The sequence below is a fragment of the Archaeoglobus fulgidus DSM 4304 genome (genome assembly GCF_000008665.1).
In the GTDB taxonomy this organism is placed as follows: Archaea; Halobacteriota; Archaeoglobi; order Archaeoglobales; family Archaeoglobaceae; genus Archaeoglobus; species Archaeoglobus fulgidus.
The window spans coordinates 2,088,187-2,111,895 of the sequence record NC_000917.1; the positions used below are offsets into that span (position 1 = coordinate 2,088,187).

Annotated in this window: 33 protein-coding genes and 2 pseudogenes; 26 read left to right on the forward strand and 9 right to left on the reverse strand. The window is 42.7% G+C overall.

Annotated features, from left to right (window positions below):
• Positions 1-77: 77 nt before the first annotated feature.
• Entirely contained in the window at positions 78-989 is a 912-nt protein-coding gene (locus AF_RS11780; RefSeq protein ID WP_010879826.1) for a restriction endonuclease, read from the reverse strand.
• A 339-nt stretch (positions 990-1,328) separates the two neighbouring features.
• On the opposite strand from AF_RS11780, the gene AF_RS11785 reads away from it, so the two are divergent.
• The 4 genes from AF_RS11785 (at position 1,329) to AF_RS11800 (ending at position 4,823) form a co-directional block, all read left to right on the forward strand.
• On the forward strand, positions 1,329-2,339 hold the full coding sequence (locus tag AF_RS11785; RefSeq protein ID WP_010879827.1) for a DUF499 domain-containing protein: 1,011 nt from the start codon (positions 1,329-1,331) through the stop codon (positions 2,337-2,339).
• The gene (locus AF_RS11790; RefSeq protein WP_010879828.1) at positions 2,312-2,542 is read left to right on the forward strand and encodes an ATP-binding protein; all 231 of its coding nucleotides are present in this window, start codon (positions 2,312-2,314) and stop codon (positions 2,540-2,542) included. The genes AF_RS11785 and AF_RS11790 overlap by 28 nt, the downstream gene beginning before the upstream one ends.
• 455 nt (positions 2,543-2,997) lie before the next feature.
• Positions 2,998-4,512: an ATP-binding protein gene (locus AF_RS11795; protein WP_148183491.1), complete on the forward strand. Its 1,515-nt coding sequence runs from the start codon at positions 2,998-3,000 to the stop codon at positions 4,510-4,512.
• Complete coding sequence (locus AF_RS11800) at positions 4,512-4,823, forward strand: hypothetical protein (protein ID WP_010879830.1); 312 nt, start codon at positions 4,512-4,514, stop codon at positions 4,821-4,823. The genes AF_RS11795 and AF_RS11800 overlap by 1 nt, the downstream gene beginning before the upstream one ends.
• 56 nt (positions 4,824-4,879) lie before the next feature.
• Here AF_RS11800 and AF_RS11805 read toward each other — a convergent pair whose 3' ends face one another.
• Entirely contained in the window at positions 4,880-5,143 is a 264-nt protein-coding gene (locus AF_RS11805) for a type II toxin-antitoxin system RelE family toxin (protein ID WP_010879831.1), read from the reverse strand.
• Complete coding sequence (locus AF_RS11810; protein WP_010879832.1) at positions 5,136-5,333, reverse strand: hypothetical protein; 198 nt, start codon at positions 5,331-5,333, stop codon at positions 5,136-5,138. The genes AF_RS11805 and AF_RS11810 overlap by 8 nt, the downstream gene beginning before the upstream one ends.
• Positions 5,334-5,443: 110 nt before the next feature.
• Between AF_RS11810 and AF_RS13225 the strand changes: the two genes are divergently transcribed.
• The 16 genes from AF_RS13225 to AF_RS11875 all read left to right on the forward strand — a co-directional run bounded on the left by AF_RS13225 (position 5,444) and on the right by AF_RS11875 (position 15,655).
• Positions 5,444-5,584 (forward strand): hypothetical protein, encoded by a 141-nt coding sequence (locus AF_RS13225; protein ID WP_010879833.1) that lies wholly within the window; start codon positions 5,444-5,446, stop codon positions 5,582-5,584.
• Positions 5,585-5,631: 47 nt separating this feature from the next.
• Positions 5,632-6,120, forward strand: a complete 489-nt coding sequence (locus AF_RS13320; protein WP_048064564.1) for a DUF1156 domain-containing protein — start codon at positions 5,632-5,634, stop codon at positions 6,118-6,120.
• Positions 6,121-6,226: 106 nt separating this feature from the next.
• Positions 6,227-6,538: a hypothetical protein gene (locus AF_RS13325; protein ID WP_048064565.1), complete on the forward strand. Its 312-nt coding sequence runs from the start codon at positions 6,227-6,229 to the stop codon at positions 6,536-6,538.
• Positions 6,528-7,889 carry a DUF1156 domain-containing protein gene (locus AF_RS13330; RefSeq protein ID WP_048064566.1) on the forward strand — a complete coding sequence of 454 codons (1,362 nt, stop codon included), beginning with the start codon at positions 6,528-6,530 and terminating at the stop codon, positions 7,887-7,889. The genes AF_RS13325 and AF_RS13330 overlap by 11 nt, the downstream gene beginning before the upstream one ends.
• 8 nt (positions 7,890-7,897) lie before the next feature.
• On the forward strand, positions 7,898-8,236 hold the full coding sequence (locus tag AF_RS11830) for a hypothetical protein (RefSeq protein ID WP_010879835.1): 339 nt from the start codon (positions 7,898-7,900) through the stop codon (positions 8,234-8,236).
• Positions 8,233-8,424, forward strand: a complete 192-nt coding sequence (locus tag AF_RS11835; protein ID WP_048064568.1) for a hypothetical protein — start codon at positions 8,233-8,235, stop codon at positions 8,422-8,424. Before AF_RS11830 ends, AF_RS11835 begins: the two co-directional genes overlap by 4 nt.
• A gap of 110 nt (positions 8,425-8,534) precedes the next feature.
• A complete protein-coding gene (locus tag AF_RS13160; protein ID WP_158296902.1) occupies positions 8,535-8,684 on the forward strand; it encodes a hypothetical protein in 150 nt (49 codons plus the stop codon).
• A 4-nt stretch (positions 8,685-8,688) separates the two neighbouring features.
• Positions 8,689-11,520, forward strand: coding sequence for a helicase-related protein (locus tag AF_RS11840; protein WP_010879836.1), 2,832 nt, complete (start codon positions 8,689-8,691; stop codon positions 11,518-11,520).
• Positions 11,511-11,705: a protein NO VEIN domain-containing protein gene (locus AF_RS13935; protein WP_394295460.1), complete on the forward strand. Its 195-nt coding sequence runs from the start codon at positions 11,511-11,513 to the stop codon at positions 11,703-11,705. Before AF_RS11840 ends, AF_RS13935 begins: the two co-directional genes overlap by 10 nt.
• Before the next feature lie 34 nt (positions 11,706-11,739).
• Positions 11,740-12,159: a DUF365 domain-containing protein gene (locus AF_RS11845; RefSeq protein WP_010879837.1), complete on the forward strand. Its 420-nt coding sequence runs from the start codon at positions 11,740-11,742 to the stop codon at positions 12,157-12,159.
• 409 nt (positions 12,160-12,568) lie between these two features.
• A complete protein-coding gene (locus AF_RS13165; RefSeq protein ID WP_048064569.1) occupies positions 12,569-12,862 on the forward strand; it encodes a rhomboid family intramembrane serine protease in 294 nt (97 codons plus the stop codon).
• 4 nt (positions 12,863-12,866) lie between these two features.
• Complete coding sequence (locus tag AF_RS11855; RefSeq protein WP_010879839.1) at positions 12,867-13,172, forward strand: DUF4406 domain-containing protein; 306 nt, start codon at positions 12,867-12,869, stop codon at positions 13,170-13,172.
• Positions 13,173-13,275: 103 nt separating this feature from the next.
• The gene (locus tag AF_RS11860; protein ID WP_010879840.1) at positions 13,276-13,563 is read left to right on the forward strand and encodes a hypothetical protein; all 288 of its coding nucleotides are present in this window, start codon (positions 13,276-13,278) and stop codon (positions 13,561-13,563) included.
• 302 nt (positions 13,564-13,865) lie between these two features.
• Positions 13,866-14,087 (forward strand): hypothetical protein, encoded by a 222-nt coding sequence (locus AF_RS11865; protein WP_010879841.1) that lies wholly within the window; start codon positions 13,866-13,868, stop codon positions 14,085-14,087.
• A 112-nt stretch (positions 14,088-14,199) separates the two neighbouring features.
• Positions 14,200-14,643 (forward strand): EVE domain-containing protein, encoded by a 444-nt coding sequence (locus AF_RS11870; protein WP_010879842.1) that lies wholly within the window; start codon positions 14,200-14,202, stop codon positions 14,641-14,643.
• Positions 14,633-15,655, forward strand: coding sequence for a transglutaminase-like domain-containing protein (locus tag AF_RS11875; protein ID WP_010879843.1), 1,023 nt, complete (start codon positions 14,633-14,635; stop codon positions 15,653-15,655). Before AF_RS11870 ends, AF_RS11875 begins: the two co-directional genes overlap by 11 nt.
• A 50-nt stretch (positions 15,656-15,705) precedes the next feature.
• Here the strand turns inward: AF_RS11875 and AF_RS11880 are convergent, their stop codons facing one another.
• Complete coding sequence (locus AF_RS11880; protein ID WP_081423287.1) at positions 15,706-16,776, reverse strand: tyrosine-type recombinase/integrase; 1,071 nt, start codon at positions 16,774-16,776, stop codon at positions 15,706-15,708.
• 390 nt (positions 16,777-17,166) lie between these two features.
• Positions 17,167-17,333 (reverse strand): annotated as a pseudogene (locus tag AF_RS12955) (transposase); the annotation flags it as partial.
• A gap of 165 nt (positions 17,334-17,498) precedes the next feature.
• On the opposite strand from AF_RS12955, the gene AF_RS11890 reads away from it, so the two are divergent.
• Positions 17,499-17,726: an AbrB/MazE/SpoVT family DNA-binding domain-containing protein gene (locus AF_RS11890; protein WP_010879845.1), complete on the forward strand. Its 228-nt coding sequence runs from the start codon at positions 17,499-17,501 to the stop codon at positions 17,724-17,726.
• Positions 17,723-18,127: a PIN domain-containing protein gene (locus tag AF_RS11895; protein ID WP_010879846.1), complete on the forward strand. Its 405-nt coding sequence runs from the start codon at positions 17,723-17,725 to the stop codon at positions 18,125-18,127. The genes AF_RS11890 and AF_RS11895 overlap by 4 nt, the downstream gene beginning before the upstream one ends.
• Positions 18,128-18,143: 16 nt before the next feature.
• On the opposite strand, the gene AF_RS11900 is transcribed toward AF_RS11895, so the two are convergent.
• Positions 18,144-19,019, reverse strand: a complete 876-nt coding sequence (locus AF_RS11900; RefSeq protein WP_010879847.1) for an MBL fold metallo-hydrolase — start codon at positions 19,017-19,019, stop codon at positions 18,144-18,146.
• 52 nt (positions 19,020-19,071) lie between these two features.
• Between AF_RS11900 and AF_RS11905 the strand changes: the two genes are divergently transcribed.
• Complete coding sequence (locus tag AF_RS11905) at positions 19,072-19,557, forward strand: hypothetical protein (protein WP_010879848.1); 486 nt, start codon at positions 19,072-19,074, stop codon at positions 19,555-19,557.
• 41 nt (positions 19,558-19,598) lie between these two features.
• Here the strand turns inward: AF_RS11905 and AF_RS11910 are convergent, their stop codons facing one another.
• Positions 19,599-20,921 carry an AIR synthase-related protein gene (locus AF_RS11910; RefSeq protein ID WP_010879849.1) on the reverse strand — a complete coding sequence of 441 codons (1,323 nt, stop codon included), beginning with the start codon at positions 20,919-20,921 and terminating at the stop codon, positions 19,599-19,601.
• Between the two features lie 102 nt (positions 20,922-21,023).
• Between AF_RS11910 and AF_RS11915 the strand changes: the two genes are divergently transcribed.
• Together AF_RS11915 and AF_RS11920 are read left to right on the forward strand one after the other, a co-directional pair.
• Positions 21,024-21,788, forward strand: a complete 765-nt coding sequence (locus AF_RS11915; RefSeq protein ID WP_010879850.1) for an ABC transporter ATP-binding protein — start codon at positions 21,024-21,026, stop codon at positions 21,786-21,788.
• Positions 21,758-22,855 carry a SufB/SufD family protein gene (locus AF_RS11920; RefSeq protein ID WP_048064571.1) on the forward strand — a complete coding sequence of 366 codons (1,098 nt, stop codon included), beginning with the start codon at positions 21,758-21,760 and terminating at the stop codon, positions 22,853-22,855. The genes AF_RS11915 and AF_RS11920 overlap by 31 nt, the downstream gene beginning before the upstream one ends.
• A 96-nt stretch (positions 22,856-22,951) precedes the next feature.
• Here AF_RS11920 and AF_RS13940 read toward each other — a convergent pair.
• Both AF_RS13940 and AF_RS13170 read right to left on the reverse strand, forming a co-directional pair.
• A pseudogene (locus AF_RS13940) lies at positions 22,952-23,062 on the reverse strand (PIN domain nuclease); the annotation flags it as partial.
• A gap of 175 nt (positions 23,063-23,237) precedes the next feature.
• Positions 23,238-23,387: a hypothetical protein gene (locus AF_RS13170; RefSeq protein ID WP_156029614.1), complete on the reverse strand. Its 150-nt coding sequence runs from the start codon at positions 23,385-23,387 to the stop codon at positions 23,238-23,240.
• Positions 23,388-23,548: 161 nt separating this feature from the next.
• Between AF_RS13170 and AF_RS13175 the strand changes: the two genes are divergently transcribed.
• Positions 23,549-23,701 (forward strand): hypothetical protein, encoded by a 153-nt coding sequence (locus AF_RS13175; protein WP_156029616.1) that lies wholly within the window; start codon positions 23,549-23,551, stop codon positions 23,699-23,701.
• Positions 23,702-23,709: the final 8 nt, after the last annotated feature.

Below are 23,709 nucleotides of genomic sequence, written 5' to 3' on the forward strand. Positions count from 1 at the left end.
TCAGATTTTGTTCCAGATCGTTCCAAGTGGAACATAGCGGAGGAAAGTTTCGTGATGAGCAAAGACTCACTCAGAGATCAGCCTCCAAAGATATCTCTAATCACATCCTCCCAGAATTCAGGATCTTCAGCGGCGATTCTATCGTTTTCCTCCCACTCCCTGAGCATGAATTCTTTCATGAACTCGTCTATCGTTTTTACCTCTATCCCTTGCTCTCTGGCCCACTTCATGGCATCCTCCGATAGATCATCTTCGTAATCCATAATTATGCGTAAGTTTTTCCTTATCCTCTTCGTTACACTCTCCAGCTCTTCCTTGGAGATGCTGTCTGAATCATCCTCGTAATCTGGCTTTACCAGCAGAAACTTCTCCTTCTTCCCATTCTTGGTGGCGTCAACTACTGAGAACTTCCCCTTTCTGGCTGACTTCACAACCTTATAATCCATCCTCTCCAGATACTTCGAAAAGACCTCCTCAAACTCTTCTATGGAGCTGAAATCGTAGCTTTCGCTGGAGACGTAAAAGTAAAGCTTCTTTTTGAAGTACACGCTTTCTACGATAGACCTTCCAAAGTCAGTAAACCATCCATTCTCTACCCACTCGCTAAGAAAATCCTCTCTAATCCTGTACCTATCGTAGTATTCAATCTCTCCCCCATCAGCACGCTCTATTATCATCATCTCGTTAAATTCGAACCCGCTGAGCATTATTGAGTTGAAATCTTTATGGCTGTCAACACAAATTTTTGGGGTTGTACTCTCTTTTCCAAATGTAAAAACGTACTTTCTTGCTGGTAGCCTATCAGGGATGAAGTATTCAGGTTCCTCATTTTCAAAAAAGTGCTTGGAAACGTGTATCTGACAAAGTTCACCATCTTTGGAGTAGTACGCAGCTGCTGGCAACGTATCGTTCAAAAACTTGTCAACAAAGTACGGAAAATCCTCTCTTATGAATATTTTCAGTATGGAGTCTTCTTTTTTCAGCCTCATAACAGCTATCTGCTTCAGTTATTTATATCAGTTTTTAGTGGGCATCACAAGCCTAATTGAGCAAGTTGAATCCAAAGATTGAATCATCGATTTAGTGGTAAATCCGCAGGAAGTGGCTGAAAATTCATCAAATTCAACTGAAATCAACGAGATTCAGAATGATTCTACGTTGATTCAACCCCAACATCAACTCAAATCAGCTTTGAATCAGCAATGAATCAACATCAATCAGCAATCAACGCTGCATCAAGAATTTGATTTGAGTTTAGCAATTTTACAAACACGATAAACCTCATACTAAATGGAAAAACTTAATTCTGAATAGTTTTATTATAGCTCATGGTTACAGGTGAAGTTCCATCACTCAAAAAAGCAATTCTTGAAAGCAAGATTGTATTCGATGATGAACTTGTGAGGATTGCATCAGATCCTAACGCAAATGTGAATGATGCGATTTTTGAGGTAGAGTTCTCAAATTTCCTGAGTGGAAATGCCCATCCTGACTATCTCGATCCTGCGAGGTTTTACAAGAAAACGCATTTCACAGAGGATGCGAAAAACATTTTGAAGAGAGTTTTATCGAGGGTTACATACGATTCTGATGAATCCTATGCAATTATCCTCGATACAACCTTTGGTGGAGGTAAAACACATACACTCATTGGAATCTACCATCTTTTCAAAAACAGGGATGTGGCAATAAACTTCCACGAGATAAAGCAGATTCTCAAGGATCTCGGAATTCCAGCAATTCCAGATGTTGAAATTGTTGCAATTGACGGCCACAATATCGATCCAGATGAGAATCTCTGGAATGTGATTGGCAGACAGCTTGGTGACGAAACACTTGCCTCCAGAAAATCCCCTCCAACCGCTCAGGAGATAGAAAATGCAATAAGAAAGGTTGGAAAACCTGTAGTATTCCTGATTGATGAGCTTGTGATTTACATTTCAAAAATACTTGATAGCGAAGCAAGAATTGCCCAGAATAAGGGTTTCATTCACTCACTTTTTGTTGCAACTGAGGCAACCAAAACATCCATTGTAATTCTTACAATTCCAGAAAGCGAAGCTTACAAGAAGGAATCCGAAATTCTAAGAGATATAACGGCCATTGCTGAAAGAGGAGCAACCAAAATCGCACCTGTTGCAAAAGAGGATATAATCCGAATACTGAAAAAGAGATTTGTAAAGGAAGTGGATGAAAAATACGCAAGGGCTGCAGCAAAAGCTTTAACGACCTTTACGCAACAAAACTCGGTATTGGCGAGGCTGTTAGTGAGGAAAGGCTGTTTGAGTGCTACCCATTTAACCCAGAACTTGTGGAGGAGATATTTTTTGGCAGAATAGGCATGTACGAGGATTTCCAGAGAACGAGAGGTATACTCCAGATAATGGCGAGAGTTATTGTAAATCTGCTAAGACATGCAGAGGAGATTCCTGAAACCACGATGTTCATTTCTGCTGGAGAGATTGATCTCTCATATCCTGAGCTAATGAGAAAGCTTACAGATCGCATATTCGGGGCGAACTTGATCAGGTTGTTCAAATAGATATAGCAACTGCTGAGGGAACTGCCCATGCTCAGAAAGCGGATGGAAAAATAAGATTTGGAAACTTTGTGAGAATCGCAACTGCTGTTTATCTTTACTCCCTTTATCCAGACGAATCCAAGAAGGGTGCCAACAGCAGGCAGATATTCAGGGCTTTGGGCGATGAAAGTCTTGATCCTTCAACAATAGATGCATATCTTGAGAGACTCTACGATGAGATTGCAACCCACATTTTCAGAGCTGAGGGGACAGACAGGTATTACTTCAAAACTGAGGAAAATCCGAGAGCCCTCGTTAGGTATGCGGCAAAGGATGTTAAGGATGAGGAGGTCAAGCTACATCTGCAAAAACAGCTGGTTGGGAAAATAATACCCTCAACGGATGTTGTTGCCGTAAATATCTTCGAGAAAGAGATTAAGAGAGATAATACGGATCCAGGAAAGCTCAACCTCTTTGTGATTGATTACGAGGAAGTGTTCAGAATTTATGCTCACCTTAAAAGATCGAAGGAGTATGAGAGTGAGGCTGAAGATGTAGTTGCCAGGGAAGCCTTCAGCAGAATTTTCTCCCAAATGCTATCAATTACTGCTCCAAACAGAAATTCGGTTGTACTTCTCTTCCCAGTTGCAGGGGGAATTCCCTCATTCATGAGTGATGTGAAGGAGCTGATTGCTTGCGAGAAACTCAAGAAGGAGAGATCGAAAGATAAGGAGTTCCTCAAGGAGCTAAAAGCAATTCAGGAAAGAATCTATGCCAAGACCGCTCAGAAATTGATAAACCTCTACTCCTATGCAGGATTTTTCCGAAAGAACGATCAGGTGATAGGGCAACTCTCGCCGCTAACCTACGATGAGAAGGCGAAATACACTGAAAGGATTTTCGAGGAGCTTGAAAGGAAATGGGGGAAGGTTCTGAGTTCTGCAAGTGAGGATTACATTTACGGAGTTATGGGCAAGGAAAAAGACTACATAAAACTCTCAGAGCTTATAAACACGATAGCAAACTCAACAGGTTATCCGTTTGTTCCTGCAAAATATCTGAAGGGGAGCATTAAGGAACTGGTAAAGGCTGGAGAAATTGCAGTATACAGGGGGGAGATATGCGATCCTGAAGAGGTTGACCTCAGGAAAAGTGAAGAAATCGTCAAGAGTCTGAAACTTGGTATTGAGCTTGGCGAGATAAGGGATTCAGACTATGTTGTTAAGAAGGAGTTTGCTGAAGAGCTTTTAGGGGCTGCAAAGAGGAAGAGAGCAGATGAAGCTGCTAACAGAATTCTTGAGGTTCTTGGAGATAGAAATTACGCTGAAATCTCCTCCATCGAGTCTGAACTCCCAGATCTGAGCAGAAAAGATATTGTGGATGCTGTTAAGAGATCCCAGAGGCTTGAACTTTATGGCGGGGATATTTCACTGATCAGGAAAGTTGAGGAGGGGGCTGAGCTAAGCGAAAGCGAGAAGGAAGAAATTCTATCTGGATTTAATGCTGAACATGGTGAATTCATTTTCAAAAAGGAGTATGCTGAGGGGATCAAAAATAAGATCAGAACTGTTGAGTGGGAACCTCCTGAAATTTCAGAGGATGAAGAGAGGAAAGGTGAAGAGATTAAGGTAAGCGACCTCATAGAAAGATTTGAGGATTTTGAAGGCAGGAGGGTGAAGAGAATCAAGGTAAAAGGAAGCGGATCGAATAGCCTTAAAGAGGATGCTCTTAATTTGGGAGGAGCAGTACCGTTCCTCAACTTAAAAGGTAAAATTGCAGTTGATTTGAAAGGCAGGGTATTTTTCAAATGCTCATCAGAGCTTGAAAAGGCAGGCATAATTGAAGAAATACTGAGGAAAATAGCAGAGCTTGACAGCAATCCAGAATATTCTGTTGAGCTTGAAATTGATGCAGAGGTTAATGATGATTTCAGAATATTTGCAGAGCAACTTACTTCAACAAAATCTGAGAAAACACTCGTGGTGGAATAATGCTCGCCATAAAAAATACCGTTTACGAGGTTGTTGAAACTCCAAAGTACATTACGATGTACGAGAGCTACCAGAACAGGGAGAAAAGCTACAGGATGAAAATAGCCTCCGCTACTGGATGGAGAAAAGATGCGATAAAGAATTTGATGAAGAAGCTCAAAATTCAGGAGAAAACAGATGATGTTGAGAAGGCAATGAGAATTTACGTGGCAATCAAGGTTCTGAATTCGATGAAGAGGGCTGAGCAGAGATACAAGCTGGTGGATACCGTTCTCAATCTCCCACCTGAAGAAGTGTTTTTCTGGGCGTAGAAGCTCTCATCCACGAAGAATGGAGCTTATGCGTTCAGGGTTCTTTACGGGCTGATTTAATCGTAAACCTTTCCTCTTCTTTCAACTTTTAAGATGTGAACCGTTTTGGTTGGCTTATCGAGAAAGTAAATCACTCTGAAATCTCCAATTCTGATACGGTAAGTGTTCTCCTCGCCTTCAATCTTTTTAACATCGAATCTTTTCCAAGGAATTGGATCTGTTTTGAGCGTTTCCAGAAGTACACCAAATTTCTTTAAATGAGCTTTTTTAAGACGTTTCAGCTCTTGAGTTGCTTTCCTGTGAACTACAACCCTAAACACCAAGCTCCCTCTTCAGCTCATCCCAGTCAACGTGTTCTCCTTTTAACGACTCTTCTTTCAGCTTTCTGATTTCCAGAAGCTCCTCCTCAGAAACTTTTTCTGCCGGTATTATAAGTTCCTCAAGCTGCTCAATTTTTTCCCTTATCTTCTTAACCTCGCTGTAAATCTCCCGCAGGAGTGCTTCGTTCATGGTTTCACCAGTCTTTATTTGGCTTTGAGAAGATAAATAATTTGCTTCGATTCAGATTTAAAGCCAAATAATTTTTTAAGTTAAAAGCCCATATTAAACAGGTGCTGGATATGGGTGAGATAACGATAAGAGCGAGAATTCCCAAGGAGCTTGAAGGCTCTGAAGGTGTGCTCAAAACAGAGAACTCATGGGAGGAGCTTGAGGCTGAAATGCATGAAGATGTTTTTGGACATCTTTATCGAGCATTTTAAAGGATTGCACTCATTTCAGATGTTGAAAACCTGAGATAGGTGGTGCAATGAAGTTGCTGATTGAAGAGTTCATTCCCGTTGAAGAAATAAGTGAGGAAGCGAAGAAAGAAAAGCTCGGAAATGCCAAACCCCCTATCTTCTCCCTCCACTACTGGTGGGCGAGAAAGCCGTTGATTACTGCAAGGGCTGCGGTTCTTGGAGCTTTAATCTCAAAGGAGAATTTACCGATGATAGTTGGTAATGGGGATTTAAAAACCAATTTACTGCGCATTCTGAGAATACCCAAAGATATCAACGAAGGGCCAAGGGCCCACACACAGGATCCTCCAGCCGAATACTTGAAGGAGGCAATAATCAAAACGTGGGGTGAAATTCCCACAGTTCTCGATCCTTTCGCAGGTGGAGGTTCGATTCCCTTCGAGGCTTTGAGGTTAGGCTGTAACGCTGTTGCTGTGGATTACAATCCCGTCGCATATTTAATTTTAAAAGAAACCCTTGAATATCCGAAAAAGTATGGAATGAAGCTAATACTATGATGTTAAGAAGTATGCTGAGCAGATATTCAGAGAGCTGAAAGAAGAGCTCGGCAGATTTTATCCAAAACATGATGAAAAGGATGTCGCTGCATACATTTTTTCATGGGTGGTTAAATGCCCCCAGTGCGGATTTGAAACGCCTTTAGTTGGTTCATGGCAGCTTGCCAAAACGAAGAGAGGTAAAGAGGTTTATCTTGCCTATGAGGTTGAAGGAGACGAGCTGAAGCTTGAGATAAAGGAAGGTATGGCTCCAGAAGGAAATGTATCGAGAGGGGATGGAGTTTGTTTGAAATGTGGAGCTCACATTCCCAATGATGAGGTTGTGAAGCAGATAAGGGAGAATGAGAAAGAGAGGATGCTTGCAGTTGCTCTGCTAAACTCAGGAAGGGGGGGGGAAGGAATACGATGTGCCTTCTGATGAGGATTTGAAAGCATTTGAGGAGGCTGAAAAGGAGCTTAAAAAGAGCTGGTTCAGGTTTTATCGTGAGGGGTTGATTCCTGATGGAGAGATGCCGAGAGACTACAGGTTTACGCTTTATTTGCCAAAGCATTATCAGCTTTTCAACCCAAGGCAGTTGCTTTTGATGGTAAAATTTGCTGAAAAGGCAAAAAGAATTGTTAATGAAATTGCTGAGAGAGATGAGGAGTATGCAAAGGCGATGGGTGTTTATCTCTCGGCAATTATTGCAAAGCATGTTGACAGAAACTGTAGAGGTACTACATGGGATTCTGGTTATGAAGTAATCTCCTCAATGTTTGGAAAAAGGAGACCTTCGATGATGTGGGATCATACTGAAGTTAATCCGTTCGTAAAATCCTCTGGCACCCTCATAAACAACATAAACGACGTTCTCAACGCCCTTAAATACTCCATCGAAAAACTCTCCTCCACACAAGCCACAATCGAAATCATAAACGAATCCACAGCCTCATGGAAACCTCAAAGAAAGTTCAAAATCATAGTCACCGATCCCCCCTACTACGATGATACCCCCTATGGCGAGGTTAGCGAGGTTTTCTACATCTGGCATAAACGAATTGTGGGGCATCTTTTCGAGAAGGAATCCAAATACTTCAGAAACGATAGGGTTGAAACATCCGAGGAACTCGATGTTGGGGGAAATAGAGATAAGGAGTTCTTCAACAACCTTTTCATAAAAACGATGCAGAACGTTCACGATTTACTTGATGATGATGGTATCCTTGTTCTCTTCTTTGCCCACAAAAGCCCTGAAGCGTGGTATTTCGTTCTCGAAGCTTTAAGACAGGCAGGCTTCAACATCACAGCAACGTTTCCCATCCACACAGAAAGCACGGAAAGCGTTGTTGCAAGGGGCAAGAAATCAATCTACCATAGCCTGATCATAACCGCAAGAAAGAGAAAGGAAGAAAAAACGGGGATCATAGAAGAAATACTCCCAGAAATCGAAGAAAAAATTTACCAGAGAGCTGATGAGCTGGAAAAATACGGTTTGAAAGGCTCTGATCTCCTTGTCGCTGCGATGGGAGTGGCTTTAGAAGTTCTCACATCCTACTCTGAAATAAAGAGCTATTCTGGGAAGATAACAGCGAAGAGTGCTATCGAAATAGCTCAAACAGTTATGGCCAGATACATAACAAGAAAAATGATTGGGGAGGAGGCGGATCCTGTAACCACCTTCTACATTTACTCCCGCCTGAACGGCATGGATACGATGGATTACGATACTGCCAATAGTTCATCAAAAGCTTGGGGCTTAAGGAAGAAGATCTCGAAAAGAGCGGTTTGATAAAGATCGTGAAAAGCAGGAGTAGGAAAAGTGTTATCCTGCAGGATTATTATAGAGGTGATTCCAACATCGAGGTTGCGGGTTACGATACTATCAGGGGCAATAGCCTGATTGATTACATCCACAAAGCCCTGAGAGCTTACGATATTGAGGGAATGAAGGGGTTTGATAGAGTTAGGAGCGAGATTCCCTACTCAATGAAAGCTGTAATTGGAGTTCTGCAGGCTCTCGCAAGGATAAGGCTCGATCCCTCAAGGAAGAATGATAGGGAGGCTAATAGAGCGGCAGAGATACTTGAACACCTCAGAATGCTGGATGAGAAGCTCGAAAGGTGGGGAGTAAAATGACATACTGGGTTTTCAGCTCTAACTCTCTGGAGAACATTGAGATCGGATACAGAAACATGATTTGGGGATTCTGGGATAGGGATGCAGGGGAAAAGCAGAAAAAGAACTGGAGAAGCTTTATCAGAAAATACAACCAGATAAAGCCCTTCGATGTTGCAGTATTTCAAATTGCAAAACTGGAGAGATAAACGCCATCGGAGTTATTAAAGAAACGTATTACGACGACCAAACTCCTGTTTGGGAGAATGAATTCAGTCATAGCAGAGTTACTTATCCATGGAGAGTGCATTTTTCAGCCATGATCTTCTCCAGAGAACCAGTAGTTAAGAAGTATATCAGGATACAGGATTATCTGGACGGTTACGGTATTGGTGAACTCGAACCTCACGATTTCAACGTCATCATAGATGCATTTCGCCAGAAATTTGGTGAGATTTCGGTGAGGTGATAACATGCTTTACCCGCTTTTCAGAGTGGCAGTAGATTCATACCATCTCTTCACAAAATACCAGTATGATCCTGTAAGCGTTCTTGCAGCCTCCAAAATTAATCTTCTCCCATACCAGCTTGAGGATTTTCTCAATCTGCTGGATATAGCCGATAGCGGAAGGCCTGTCAGGGTGCTTATAGCCTACGAAACTGGATTGGGTAAAACGATTCTCGCAGGGCTTTTCATAAAGGAAATGGTAATCAGAAATCCAAATACAAGAATACTGATCGTAACCCCTCCAAATGTTCAGTATCAGTGGCAGGATGAGCTGAAAAATAAATTTGGCATGCATGTTCCCCTGCTTACGGAAGCTGATAAACAGGGCAAGGATCCTCTAAAACAGAAGTGGCTCATAGCCTCAATGGATACGCTGAAGGGGGAGAACTGGCTCAGGAGAGTTGAAGATCACAGATGGGACATCGTTGTTGTTGATGAACTCCATAGAGCCACCATTAAAAACAGAAGAGCCCAGCTGATTCAGGTTCTGAGGGATAGAACCAAACACATGCTGGCTTTAACCGCAACTCCCCACGACGGGAAGGAGGATCAGTTCGTTTTTCGCCTCAGCCTGATTAACAGGAACGTTGATGAGCAAAACTGGAAGGAGTTCGTAAAGAAATACACCTTCAGGAGGAGAAAAAGGGACGTTCTCGATCTCGAAGGAAGGAAAATATTCCCGCAGAAAGTGTATCCTCTAACAATAGAGATAGAGCCAGATGAGGAGGAGAAGGAATTCTACTGGGAGGTTGAGAAATACGTAAGGAGCTACTACAAGCTGGCTGAGGAGGAGAATAAAAGATCAATAGGGCTTGTTGCGACCATTGTTGGCAGGGCTGTTTCTTCAAGCATAAACGCTGGAGTTCAGGTTCTCAAAAACAGGTACAGAAGGTTATTTGAGGGGTTTGCGGAGGAGCTCGAAGATGCTGAAGACATTCTCGACGAATTAAAGCAGGCTGAGGAAGAGGGCGATGATGAGAAACTTGAAAAGCTAAGAATGAAAATCATAGAATCCGTTCCTGTCAGGAAGGATCTCGTTGAAAAGGAGAAGGAAGTTCTTGAAAGGTTGATAACCCTCGGAGAGAAATTGCTTGAGAGAGGGAGGGATAAAAAAACCGAGAGGCTTGTTCAGGTTGTAAATGAGCATATGGAGAAGGGTAACAAAGTTATAATTTTTACACAGTTTCTGGCAACGCTCGATCACCTTGAGAGAACCTTCAAAGAGATTTATGGCGAGAATAGTGTTGTTACTGTACATGGCGGGCTAACGCATGAAGAGAAGAAAAACAGAATTGCCAAATTGTGGGATAGCGCAAAAATCCTGATTGCAACAGATGCTGCTGGAGAGAGCCTCAACCTGCAGGCTGCAAACGTAGTAATTCATTACGAAATCCCCTGGAATCCCGTTGTTTACATCCAGAGAGTGGGGAGGGTTTACAGATACGGGCAGGAAAAGGACATCTACATTCAGAGTATGCTTCCAGTTTTCAAGATTGAAAGGAGGGTTCTCGAAGTTATTCTCCAGAAGGTTGAAACCATTGAGAAGGATTTCGATATTGGCAGTGTTGAGATCATTGGCACGATAATATCCGAAAGGGACATTGAGAACGAAATCTGGAGGGCTTACGTTGAGGATAGAATTGAAGATGCTGGAGAAGAGGTTTCCAAGAAATTCGATAAGGGCAAATCGGTTCTCCAGAAAATAAGGCTGGTTCTTGAGAAGGCTGAGGCTGCGAAGAAACACGTTAGGGCTGAAAAGCTGCTTGAGGATAGGGGGATTGTTGAAATCATCACCGAAGAGGATCTCAGGAAGTATCTGTTCTACTTTGGTGAGGCAAAGTTGGGTGAGGGAAAGTTCTACGATGAGTTTACATTCTTTGAAATAAAGGATGTCAGAATCCATCCCGAAAAGATTCTTACCGAGATTAAACCGTCAAAGGCCGAAATTCTCGATCTAAAAGATGTAACCACCCTTAGCGAAAAGGAGCTGAAGCTTGACAACCCAGCGATAAGAAAGGCCCTTTATATAGGAATGTGCCAGAGGGGAGAGGCGATTTTTAGTGGTAATGAGGAGGGATATGGAGAGATCAGGCTGCTGAAACTCTTTGATTTCTACGGTGAGCCAATATACGAGATTCCAGTGGTGGTTTTCAACGGATCTATTAAGCCTTTCAGATTTCTGCAAACCCTTGAACCCGTTATACTCTCGGACGAGATTGAAAAGGAACTTACAGCTGATCTGGAGAGCAAAGAAATAGAAATTCGTGATTCATCTTATATTAGCGAAGTAAAGGAAGAACAGAGGCTGTATCTCAAGGAAAGAGTAAACAAAGTTCTCGATGCGCTTTCAATTGAGGAAGAGTACTACAAGAGGTTTCTATCAGACGAGCAGGCAAAGAAGAAGCTTCAGGAAATTCAGGAAATGAAGAAAAAAGAGTACAGGCGATCGTTGAGAATCCATGATAGGCTTTCTGAGCCCATTGCAAAATTCTGGGTGCTGAAACCAGAGAAACTAACTGAAATGCTCCACAAAATTGCAGAAAAAACTGATGATGGCCAACTGCTGAAGGAAATAGAGAGCTCAATCGAGGATTTTGATCCCGAATTATGGAAAAGGAAGCGAGAGGTTGAGCTTGCTGGCATGAAACTCGTGATGAGCTGTGAGGAGAAGTGGGGCAGATTTCCCAAGGATGTATCTGCAGACGGAAGAGGATACGATATTGAGAGTTTTGATCCAAATTCGGGAGAGAAGAGGAGAATAGAGGTGAAATCCTTCAAAACGAGCCAATTGAAGTAACTTTAACAGAGAACGAGTACAAAGCTGCTAAATTCTACGGGGAAAAATACTACCTCTACATCGTAAAGAGGGTTTTTGAGGCTGGTTGCTCGGAAATAGAGATAATTCAAGATCCAGCAAACAAACTCCCCTTTGAAATCGAGTGGAGGCCTTACTACGTATGGCGTTACGGAAACTATATTTAAAATATGAAGATTTAATTTTGCTGGAGGTGTTGAGATGTCCAAAATTGTGGGTGTAACCTATCCTATCCCCAAGCGATTCATGGACCGCTTTTTCAAGAAAGGAAAGGATGTTTTCGTAAAGCCAGCAACCGTCTGGAAGGAGCTAAAACCGGGAATGAAGTTCGTTTTCTATCAGTCACACGAAGATACTGGTTTTGTTGGTGAGGCAAGGATAAAGAGAGTTGTGCTGTCAGAAAACCCAATGCAGTTCTTTGAAACGTTTGGAGATCGAGTTTTTCTCACAAAGGATGAGCTTAAAGAGTACATGAAGTCGCAGGAAAGGTGGGGAAGAAGAAGAGAAAGCAAAAAGAAAAAGCTCTGGATGGCCATAGAGCTTGAAGACGTCAAGAAATACGATAAACCAATCAAGCCAAAGAGGCTCGTGCCAGTTGGAGGGCAGTATCTCAGAGAATGACCTCAACTTTCTTCAAATACTCTGTATTGCTACTTCCCGCTTTGATAAACTTAGCCGCTTTCTTGACCAACTTCCAAACTAATACTCTACCAGTCGAACCCATCAACCTCTATCTTTCAAATTTTGTGCACTCAGATTTCTATCACCTTACAGGTAACATAGTTGTATATATTGTCTCTGCTTTCCTCTCATTTATCTTCTTTAGGAATTCGGATATGAAAGGGTTTTCTGGATATCTTTTACCCTCATATTCATTTTTGTACCATATCTGACTTCAATTTCCACAATTTATTTCTTAAATCGGTCTTCAATAGGTTTCTCCGGAGTTGTTTCAGCTTTTATCGGGCTGTATGCTTTTACAATTGTAATATTTCTAACTAAACACTCTGCGAACAGCGCAGTAAGCTTCTTGTTTGTTTTAATCATTGGTGCTGGTGTTATCTCTCTAACTTACAGGGATTTCGTTTTTGGGGCATTATCAGTATCATTTGCAGTATTGATTGCACCAATATTGATGAGAAAGGTTGAATTTGACAGAAAAGAGTTAATACAGTTAATATTGCTGATAGCTTTGTATATATTCTTTATGATTGGGATATTCCCACAGCAACTTGTTATTGGCAGGAATTTCGTAAACATTTTAGGCCACTACTTAGGATTCTTTGCAGGTTACATGATTCCATGGCTGTTGCGTAGATGGTGATAAAATGAGAATAGTATTCGTCTGCTCTCCCTTTCAGGGCAAAGCGGAAAACATCGAGAAAGCCAAGGAGTACTGCCGATTTGTCCTTGAGAAAGGCTGCATTCCCTTAGCCCCACACATCTACTTCAGCCAGTTTATGGATGACAACAATCCAGAGGAGAGAAGAAAGGCTCTGGAGATGAACAAAAGGCTGATGGAGTTCTGCGATGAGCTGTGGATTTTTGGAGAAGAAATAACGGAAGGAATGAAGGAGGAGATAGAGCACTTCAGGAAAATTATGGGAGAAAGCAGAATAAGGAAGATAGTTTAAGGTAGGGAAACACGATAAGCTCAAATCAAAGCGGAGGAAGGGTGATTCTCTAAAGATTATTTTTGTCGTAAAATTTAAATGTGTGATTAAATAAATTTGAAATATGAAGGTTCTTAGCATCTCTCTGATATTCTTTGCTTTGTTGCTTACTGGCTGCTCTCAGGTGGAAAAGATTGCACCTGACAACTTCAACAAAATTTTTGAAGAAGGAAAACAGTTCGTGGAAAATACCCAAACTGAAATTGAAGATATTGATATAGAACAGTTGATTGAAAAAGCAAAAGAATTGGGATTCAATACGGAAATCCTTACCGCCCTATATGATGAATTAAAGAGAATCCACTCAATCAGGAAATTATCGAATTGCTCAAATTCCATGTTACTGCCCTAATGGAAAAGAAATCAATTAATGAATCACATAAAAAACTTGCAGATTCGTTGGCCAAGGAAATAAAAGCCATAGGCCCGATTGATGAAACCTTCTTTGATGATTACAACACTTAAGAATTCGGAACGCAGTTCCCTGAATTTGACCTCTCTAAGGAGAGCTTTGCAGGAATTCAGGAGATCAGAAAGGCAGTTGGTTATTCAGCCCTCATCGATTCATACAACAAGCTATACGAATCAGCCAAAAAACTGCCAAGCGATAGAGATGAGGATTACTGGGAGTTTTACAAGAACCTCTTCCTGCTGATGGTGGATTTTTACTTCATAGAGGAAAAGGTTGCATACAGAGCAGCATTTACTACAACTGGCAAAATTGCTGCAACACTGGGGTTGGCAAAAACTCAGGCAGTTCTCGGCCCTAAGGGGTATGGCCTGCTTTTGAATGAAATCCAATGGATGCTGAGAGGGGAGATAAACGAGGTGTGGGCTGGTTTGCTGGAAGCTCTCAGGAATAATTCGCTGATTTAATTTGATTTACAGCAAACTTCTATCACTTGTTAAGTTTCGATAAAAACAGAATAAACTATGATGAGAATGAAAACTTTATATCTTTTCAAATTGATTATTTGTTGGTGATTTCATGGCCTACTGGCTCTGCATAACCAACGAGGATAATTGGAGGGTGATTAAGGAAAAGAATATTTGGGGAGTTCCGGAGAGGCACAAGAACACTATCGCCAAGGTTAAGAAGGGAGATAAGCTGCTAATTTACATAAAGCAGGAGAATGTCAATGGAGAGGTTAAGCCTTCCAGAATCGTCGCAGTTTACGAGACAGCTTCTGAAGTCTACAGGGATTCAAGCAGGATTTTCAAAAGTCCAAAGGGAATGGGAAATGAGACTTTCCCGCTGAGAATTAAGTTAAAACCTGTGAAAATCTTCGATAGGCCTATTGAATTTAAGCCTCTAATTCCGAAGCTAAAGTTCATAACCAACAAGCGGAAATGGAGTGGGCATTTAATGGGCAAGGCGATGAGAGAGATTCCAGAGGAAGATTATAGGCTGATTTTAGAATATGCAACCTAAAAAGCTCGTTATAATATTGCTCATACTTTTTTGTACCTTCATAATCTACAACTTTTTCACCATATGGTACTATCTAATTATCGCTCCAGTTGGAGAATCTGAAATAAAAAAGATCGTTGAAGAGGTCAATTCTACTTCTGGCACTTATCAAAAACTTGAAAAGATTGCAAAATGGGAAGGAGAAAATATAGCGTACATATATGGTATTAATCCGAATTTTTCAATACCCTCGTACCATTTTTACTGGATAAACGGAGAGCTAAAGATTAGGGCTCTTGAAAATTCAGGTTTCAATGGCGATCCCAGATGGATTGCATACTTCAAAGTTGGAGGATGTGGAGAGCTTGCTCGCCTTTTCTGTGAAGCGGCTAAACGTGCAGGGTTTGAAGCGAGAGTGGTTAGCGATCTTGGATACGATCATGCTTGGGTTGAGGTGAAGATTAACAACAGTTGGGTTGTAGCTGATCCGACAGTATATTGGTTGTATGTGAATTATCCAGAAAAATATCCTAACTGGAACAAATTATGGTTCAATAACGAATCTTGGGCTAACCTAATAGATTTCTCCAGAGTTGTAACCGTCTTGCCTAATGGCAGTGTTTTGGATCTGACATCCAACTACACGAAAACATACAACGTCACAATCACAATTGATCAGAATGTGGAGAAGGGCATTCTGAAAGTAACAACATGGAAAGGCAGTGTGGAGAGAACAGTTTATTCAAAAGCTGTGAACAAGTCTGATACTGTTAATTTAGCACTTGCTACGAGGATATACAAATTTGAGCTGATAGTGCCAACGTGGTATTTTCTCGAAGGGTATGGTGCAGAAGTTCGCCATATTGGAGATAGTAGCAGTGAGTATGTGAAACTTAAAGTGAATCTCTACCGAGAAACAGAATATTACTTTGTTTTTGTTGGATTGCTACTTGGGATTTCAATATGTTTTCTCTGTTATGAGGTTGTGTTGATTTACCGCAAATTAAAGGAAGATTTTGGAAAAACGAGATAAAAGGATAAGGAGATTTCTTACTTTCCTATTTTAAGGTAGCTATTGCTGAATTAAACCAATTCATAAGCTTCCTTTGGTATCAGATGAACATCCTTCCAGCTCTCCATGTAAATCTGATATACGAATTCAGGGAGAGGGTGTTTGTAATGCTGCCAATCAACACTTGAAACGTTATGGGTTAATATGTAGTTCTTGTTTGAAGTATCCCATTTGATTTTATCTGCCATTTGCTCTGCAAATTTCCTCAAATCTCCCAGAACGAAATGGCGTTTATTCTTATCTTTGATTAGCTCTCCCTTTTCGAGAGGAATCATAGCTCTCTTAAGCTGTTGCCCACAGCTTTCATGCTCGAACATCAGTTTCCTCCCTTGCTTTTTCCTGATTTTCAGCAATTCCTTAAGGAAAGGAATCAAATCAGGATGCAAGGGAACGTAATGCTCCATTCTGATTTTATCCTGATTGGCTTCAACGAGGAGCGTTGGCGGATTAATCTTTAAGGCTTCTTCAAATTGCTCCACTCTCAACTTACTTATTGTTTCAGGTCTCTGCCCAGTATAAGCTCCAAATAGAATCTGAGTTACATGTGAAAGTGCAGTTGCATAATCGAGCTTCCCTCTCCCCTTCTTTACAGTTTTCCATTTATTCACGAAATACCTTACAGCGTTCTTAACATCATTCTCAGTAATTGCTCTATCAGTTGTTCTTTTCCTCTCCTTGATGCTCTTAGGCATCTCAAGGAAAAGCTCTCCCAAATCCCTATAGCGGGTATCCATCCTCAGCTTTGAAAGCTCTCCCAAAAAGCTCTTTCCAAAGTTTAGAACTTTGCTCCATGCATCCCTTGAATCCCAGTTATTTAGAGTGAACTCCTTAAACTTGCTGAGAGTTTCAAAGCTTACAACTCCTTTAGTTTGCTCCCAAAAAGTTTCTGAAGCTTTTTCTATCCACCATTTGGTTTTCTTTGAAATTCCCGTTAATCTCTTTTCAGTATAAGCATCCAGCTCCTCTTTGGTATATCTTAGCTCAACATCCATAAGACTTCCTGATGACTGTTTTTTATGTTCACTTTCGGATAGATTTTTGTAAGACTCTTTAACAACTTCAGACTGCTCTCCTCCCTCCATTTGAACGTCGCCTTGACGAGGCGAAGGTCCCCGGTTCGAATCCGGGCGAGCCCATTTTTCTCTTGATATGCTTAATTTTGCTGCCTGTTCAGCTCTAAAAAAGCTCAATAATTTGTTTAAGGCTTCTGAAAAGTCGTTTACGGATTTTTCTTCGAATAAGATGATTCAGATTTTGTTCCAGATCGTTCCATGTAGAAAGTAGGTGAAAGTTAAGGATTTGTTAGGGGTAGGAAAGCTGAGACATGTTTCTCCTTTTAGTTAGCTGATAAAAGATTCTTTACCTTACTTAGATTGATCAGATGTTGATCAAGAGCATCGACTTCAATGATGAATTTGCTCGGAATTAATTTATGGTTAAGTTCATAAATCTTGAACTTATCACCCCAGAATTGCATACGATATTGACTCTGTCAGCTTTTTGAAAGCTTTAGCAATTGTCTCCTTCAGTTCTTCTATACTCGGCGAGATATTTCTGAAACGAACCTTTTAACACTCTTCCAGACTTTTTCAATCGGATTCAGATCGGGAGAGTAGGGAGGGAGATAAACCAGCAAAATGTTCATACTTTTCTGGACTACAGAAAGCAAAAAACTTCAGAAAAAAGAGCTGAGAAGCTGTATAAAGTCTTAGGCAGGGTAAAGAAGTCAATTTGGAGAGTTTGAGAGAAGATTTCACGAACTCGCATGGTAATCTTTATTAACTACTACTCCAAAAAATGACCTATGAAAGTAAAAGTTACTAGGAATTTTCAGATTACTATACCTGCCGAAGTTAGGAGAAAGATGGGATTAAAGCTGGGCGATGTGCTTGAAGTTGAATACAACGAGGAGAAGGGAGAGGCCATTATAAGGAAGCTCGGTGGAGAGAGAAGGAAGCTGAAAGCGGGAAGAAAGCTTACGCCGGACGAGATAGAGGCGCTGATAGCTGAGGGAATGGGCGATAACTTATGAAAGCCGTCATAGATACAAATGTTATAGTCTACGACACCTTTGAAGACAGCGTTTTTCATCAGGAAGCCATGCAACTCCTCGATAGAATTGATGTGTGGGTAATCCCTACGATAGTTATTCACGAGTATGTTTGGGTCCTCAAATCACTGAAGGTGGACGTGAAAGAAATCAAATACAAAGTGGAGGAGTATCTTAACCACTATAAAACGAAAATGGTTTCAGAAAATAAGCAAATCGTTTTGTCAGCACTGGAAAGAATTGTAGGTGGGGGATTAAGCCTTTCAAGGTACAACGACGAGTTGATACTTGCTGTTGCTGGTAGGGAAAAAATAAGCCTTGCAACCTTCGACGAGAGGTTGAGAAGGCAGGCGAGAGCAAGAGGTGTAGAAGTAATTCCATAGGAGAGCTGGGACAATTTTATTTCATAACCGGCAAATCGTTCAAAGTTCTGCAAACTATCCCTTCATTTTTCAGATGCTCCAGTAGTCTTTTTGACGGCTTTCCGTGGTAAAAAAGGACCTCCTCTGGCTCGCAGTGGTCTATCATCTCAAGTATCCCCCTGTAATCGAGATGGTCGCTGAGGGTTATCCTCGGCCACCTGTAGAACTTATGGGCGGTGAGGATGTATCCACCACCGTAAAGAGGAAGGTTCCGGGGTGAGGCGATGAGAGGGCCGTCAGAGGGTTTCAGGCCGACTGCACTGCAAATCCTCGCAATCTTCTCCTCTGCAGAGAATCCAAACCCATCCTTACTCAGAATTTCCGCCACTCTCTGAGCCTTTCCGATGGGGTAAGCGCCAAAAACCGCTTTGTTTGATGAAGCGACCTTCAAAAGCTTCTCCACCTCTTCTTCAAAGATGTGGGAAGGGTGGCCGTAGGTTGCTTCGGTGACAAGAATTTTGCATTTCGGCAGCTTTGAGTAGTCCTTAACGTCTCCGGTAATCAGAATGTCGCTATCCTGAAAATAAAAAGCTGCGGAACCGTGCATGTGGTAGGTGGGGTAGGTTTTAATTTTTGTATCGCTGAGCCTTATCCTGCTCCCAACCTCAAAAGTAACTCCGGAGAATACTTTGCCTGTGCAGGCCTCAAGTATCGCCGCACTCTCTCTGCTCGCTACTGCCCTGCTGTTGTCCATGTTCCTCTGGCCGTAGTGGTCTGTGTGGGCGTGGGTGATGAGGTTCATCCCGTAATCTGCCGGGGAGGTATCGACGTGGTAGTGCTGTCCCTCAATGCAGAGAGAAAGGTGGGGTCTGCAACCCCTACCGTATTTCCTTCTGTAAAACTCAATCTGCACCTTTTCGCATTACCGGCAAGATTTATAATACCTTCCCCCGATTATCACAGGAATGAATCTGAGTGAGTTTGAAAGAGAGGTTAAAGAGCTGTTCGATGCCGACCTTGTGGAGAGGGCAAAGAACCTCAAGAAGAGCGGGAACATATTCAACCCAATCTTCTACATCTTCTTCACGAGAATCGTGGAGTTATCGGCGATTATTAACGATATGGTGCTGCCAAACAGATATGAGCTGGAGGAGCTTTTCAGAACGCGAAAGGACTTCCTGCAGATAGACTACGGCACCATTGGAGAGACTATAAGGAGGGCTTGGCTCTATGAGAGGGAGAGGGGTGTGGAGTTCACCTTCAGCAACAGCGTTGAGGACATGCTCTACCTGCTCTACAGGATGGGGAAGCTGCAGGGCAAGCTTGACAGAATCATAATGAAGTACGCTGAATGGGAGAAGAACAAGCTGGCTGAGCTTTACTTCACCATTCTAAAGATTCTGCTGGAGCTTGAGGACAGGATAAACAGGGAAATAAGAGAAGAGGCCTGAATCAAACCCCAAAAGAATTATGAATTTTCCAAAAACCCGAATCAAACCCTTCCAAGCCTCTCAAGAACCCTCTTCTTTTTCTCCACAGCCTTCATCGCTGCTTCATCCACCTTCCTGCGCATTTCCTCGAAGTCGGGCGGTGTTTCCTCCCCAACAACTTTCTTGAGGGGTGTGTATGCCGACTCCCTGAACCTCGGCTTTATCTCCCTAATCTCTCCACCCTCAACGACAAAAGCTCCTTTCCTTCCCTTCTCAACCCAGCCAACCTCCTCAATCCTTACTCCTGCCTCTTTCACAGCACTTTTAACAAGCTCTGCCGTCTCAGCATCACATACAACCATCAAAGAGTCGATTGAGACACCCATGAAGTCAATTTCAAGCTCTTCGAGCATTTTGAGCACCTTCGGATTCACACAGTTCCTGACCTTGTCGTAGTCGAAAATAAGGGCTAAACCTGAAACCTTGGCTATCTCCTCAGCATCCCCCCTTATTCCTCCGTTGGTGACATCGCTCATGGAGTGGATTCTTCTGACGAGGTCGGCTTTGAAAATGGCCCTCACAGCCTTGATAAAGTCAAGGTTGATTGTCTCCTCAACAATCTCGTGCATGCCGAAGTAAATGGCAGTTGTCGCAACAGTCCCTCCTCCAGCCCCCTCAGTCAGCAAAATTACGTCTCCATCCCTCACATTTCTGCGGGGGGTTATGTGCTTTGAAACCCCAACGCAGCCAACTCCGCCCGTCATCCTCTCCCCTATGACCATGTCTCCTCCAATTCTCAGCGTGCTCCCGCTCACCAGCGGAACTTTTACAGCTTCGCAGACTGCTGTTATACCGGCTATGTGGTCGAAAATCTTGCTGACATCTCCATCATCCGCAATGTGGATGTCGGAGAAAACAGCTACAGGCTCAGCGCCCATGACGTAAACATCCCTCATTGCTGCTCTCGTTACGTGAAATCCGGCAATAAAGGGAAACTCGCTCAGCCTCGAATGGATGCCGTCAATTGCAACGGAGATGTAGAAGTCCCCAAACTTCACCACTCCCGCATCATCCAAATCCTTCGAAGAAACAACCGCCCCGGAGTCACCTATAACCTCCGCAATCTTCTCGTGAACGTAGAAGTCTCCCCTACCCCTCGAACCGACTCCAAACTCACCCATAGTGACTCCTGAGCGGTAGTAGTCCAGAAGCCAGTTTGTTTTGCCGTAGGCGTTCTTTACTTCAACGATAACGGCCTCAGCCCATCGCATTGCCCTTTCAAGGCTCCAGTTTTTAATTTCGGCTATTCTCTCCGCCAGGACCTTTTTAACCTCGTCTTCACCCATTTTTTCGAGCATCCTTCTCGCGTAGCCTTCAATGTCCATCGAAGCAATTTTTCCTGAGTGTTAATAAGGTTGACTGAGGCAATCCTTACACTCCAGGAAAACTCACGAAACATTAAATAGCTCAGGAAAGCGTTAACCATTATGGGTGTGCTTAGAGTTGTTAACCTCGGAGTAAAGGTTGGTGAGAAAAAGATACTCAAAAACGTTAATCTCTTCATCAAAGAAGGGGAGACCTTTGTGCTATTCGGCCCAAACGGGTCGGGCAAATCGACCCTTCTCAATGCCTTGATTGGGAACCCGTCGTACAAGGTTACAAGCGGTCGAATCCTGTTCAAAAAGGTGGATATCACAAATTTGCCCACCAACGAGAGGGTAAAGCTTGGAATTGGCATCGCTTTTCAGAATCCACCAAAAATAAGTGGGGTAAAGCTGATTGACGTGCTGAGGTACTGCGCGAGAGTTGGTGGTTACGGAGAGGACAAAATCCTGGAGCTTGCGGAGAAAATGAGGATGACGGACCACCTGTATAGGGAAATCAACATGGGCTTCTCAGGAGGAGAGGTTAAGAGGTCAGAGCTGCTGCAGCTAATGCTGATGAATCCCGACCTGGTTCTTCTCGATGAGCCTGACAGCGGCGTTGACCTTGAGAATGTTGCATTAATCGGTGAGGCAATCAGAACTCTCCTCGAAAGGGATAAGGAAGAGGGGGAGAGGACGAAGTCCGGGATAATCATAACCCATCAGGGACACATTCTGGATTACGTCGATGCTGATTATGCGGCCATTCTTTACAATGGCAGGATTGCCTGCATAGGCGAGCCGAAGGATATTCTGAACCAGATTAGAAACCACGGGTATGAGGGGTGTTTGGCGAAATGTCTGGCGAATATGGAGAACTCGGAGTAGATAAGGAAAGGCTGAAGGAAGTCGGAATTGAGCTTGACAAGTCCAAGAGGTCGGGAGTTTACCTGCAGGAAGACCAGGATGCTAAGACTTTCTCATCCTTCTTCGAAGGTGTGGAAGTGATGAGCATAAAGCAGGCAATGGAGAAGTACGACTGGGTTAAGGACTACTTCTGGAAGATTCTGCGTAAGGATCAGGATGAGTTTACGAGAATGGCCGACACAGAGGACGTCAACGGCTACTTCATCCGCTCTCTGCCAGGAGCAAAAGTTGAAATACCCGTGGAGGCTTGCCTTTACCTGAAAAAGGTTGAGAAGCAGAGAGTCCACAACATTGTGATAGCTGAGGAAGGTTCGGAGCTCAACATCATTTCCGGCTGCACCTCTCATCCCGGCGTGGCGGGAATGCACATCGGTATATCGGAGTTTTTTGTTAAAAAGAACGCAAAGCTCTCCTTCACCATGATACACAGCTGGGATACAACTATAGAGGTGAGGCCAAGAACAGCGATAAAGGTGGAGGAGGGTGGAACCTTCATAAGCAACTACATCCTGCTCAATCCCGTAAAGCTCGTCCAGACCTACCCAACAGCCTATGTGGAGAAAGATGCGACTGCGATATTCAACAGCGTAATTGTTGCTCTTGAGGGCAGCGTCGTCGATTCTGGATCGAGAGCTGTTTTGATGGGTGAAAACAGCAGAGCTGAAATCATATCGAGAACCATAAGCAAAGGCGGGAAGATCATCGCAAGAGGACACATCATCGGAGATGCCCCTGAGGTTAAGGGACATCTCGAGTGCAAGGGTTTGATGCTGTCTGAGAGCGGGCTGATTGACGCAATTCCCGAACTTGAGGCGAGATATCCAAATGTTGAGCTGAGCCATGAAGCTGCCATAGGCAAAATTGCCGAGGAGGGGATATTCTACCTCATGTCGAGGGGGCTTAGCAGAGACGAAGCAATTTCGGCGATAGTCAGGGGATTCATGGAAATAGAGATAAAGGGTCTGCCGGAGGCACTTCAGGAGGCAATAAGGAGAACCATAGAGATGGCGGAGAGGGACTTGCTGTAATCAGAGAGTACAGCCGTCATCATCGCCACGGCTCAGATCCTGCTAGATTCATCACCTATTTTTGGTTGTTAAAGGAGAATTTAAGTTTTTTCTAACTCAAGTTTCAAGCAATTGGAGTATTTCCTGTGTATTATAAACTTTAACAGCACTTTGCTCCTTTAATCTCCTGTCGTTTGACCAAATCGCACAGTTTAATTTTAATGCGAGTGCAAGGAAGGAATGTCGTCGGGGTCAGGAGAAATGTCCTTAGCCTCATAATACTTGTCCTGAAAGTCTTCAAACGGAATTGTTCTTCCAGAAAATTAAAAACGACCTCCAGTTGCAAAAACCCTGAATGTCCCACTTCTGGCAATAAGAGCAGCAAATAATACATTAGCATCTATCACCAGTAACATGCTTCCTGAACCTCTCTGCAATAGATTTGCTGACTTTCTCGCCAAGCTCTAAGGCATCTTTTTCCGGTTAAATTTTGAATTTCCTTTTCAATCATTCTTCTTATCGCTGGCGACCAATCAACACCAAGCTCATCCATCTTCCTCTTTAAGTCTTCGGGGATTTTAATTTTCAATTCGGCATATTTAATACAACTTCCTCATGGATATATTCCTTACTTTATCAGAGTCTTCCTTTGAGAGAAAAGTAGGGACTACAAGCTTCATAAAGCTAACTTTAAAGGAAAATTGAGGAAAAAGCTTGCAGAATCCAAACCGCAAATTACTCTGCATCACCAGACACTATGCAACTTCAGGAGTTTACTACAGAGAAGGTGGAGAAAGAGCTGAGATTGGCAGAACTCTCGAACTGACAAAGAAGGGAGAGGTAGCCGACATTTTTGGAGTTGTGTAGTATCTGAC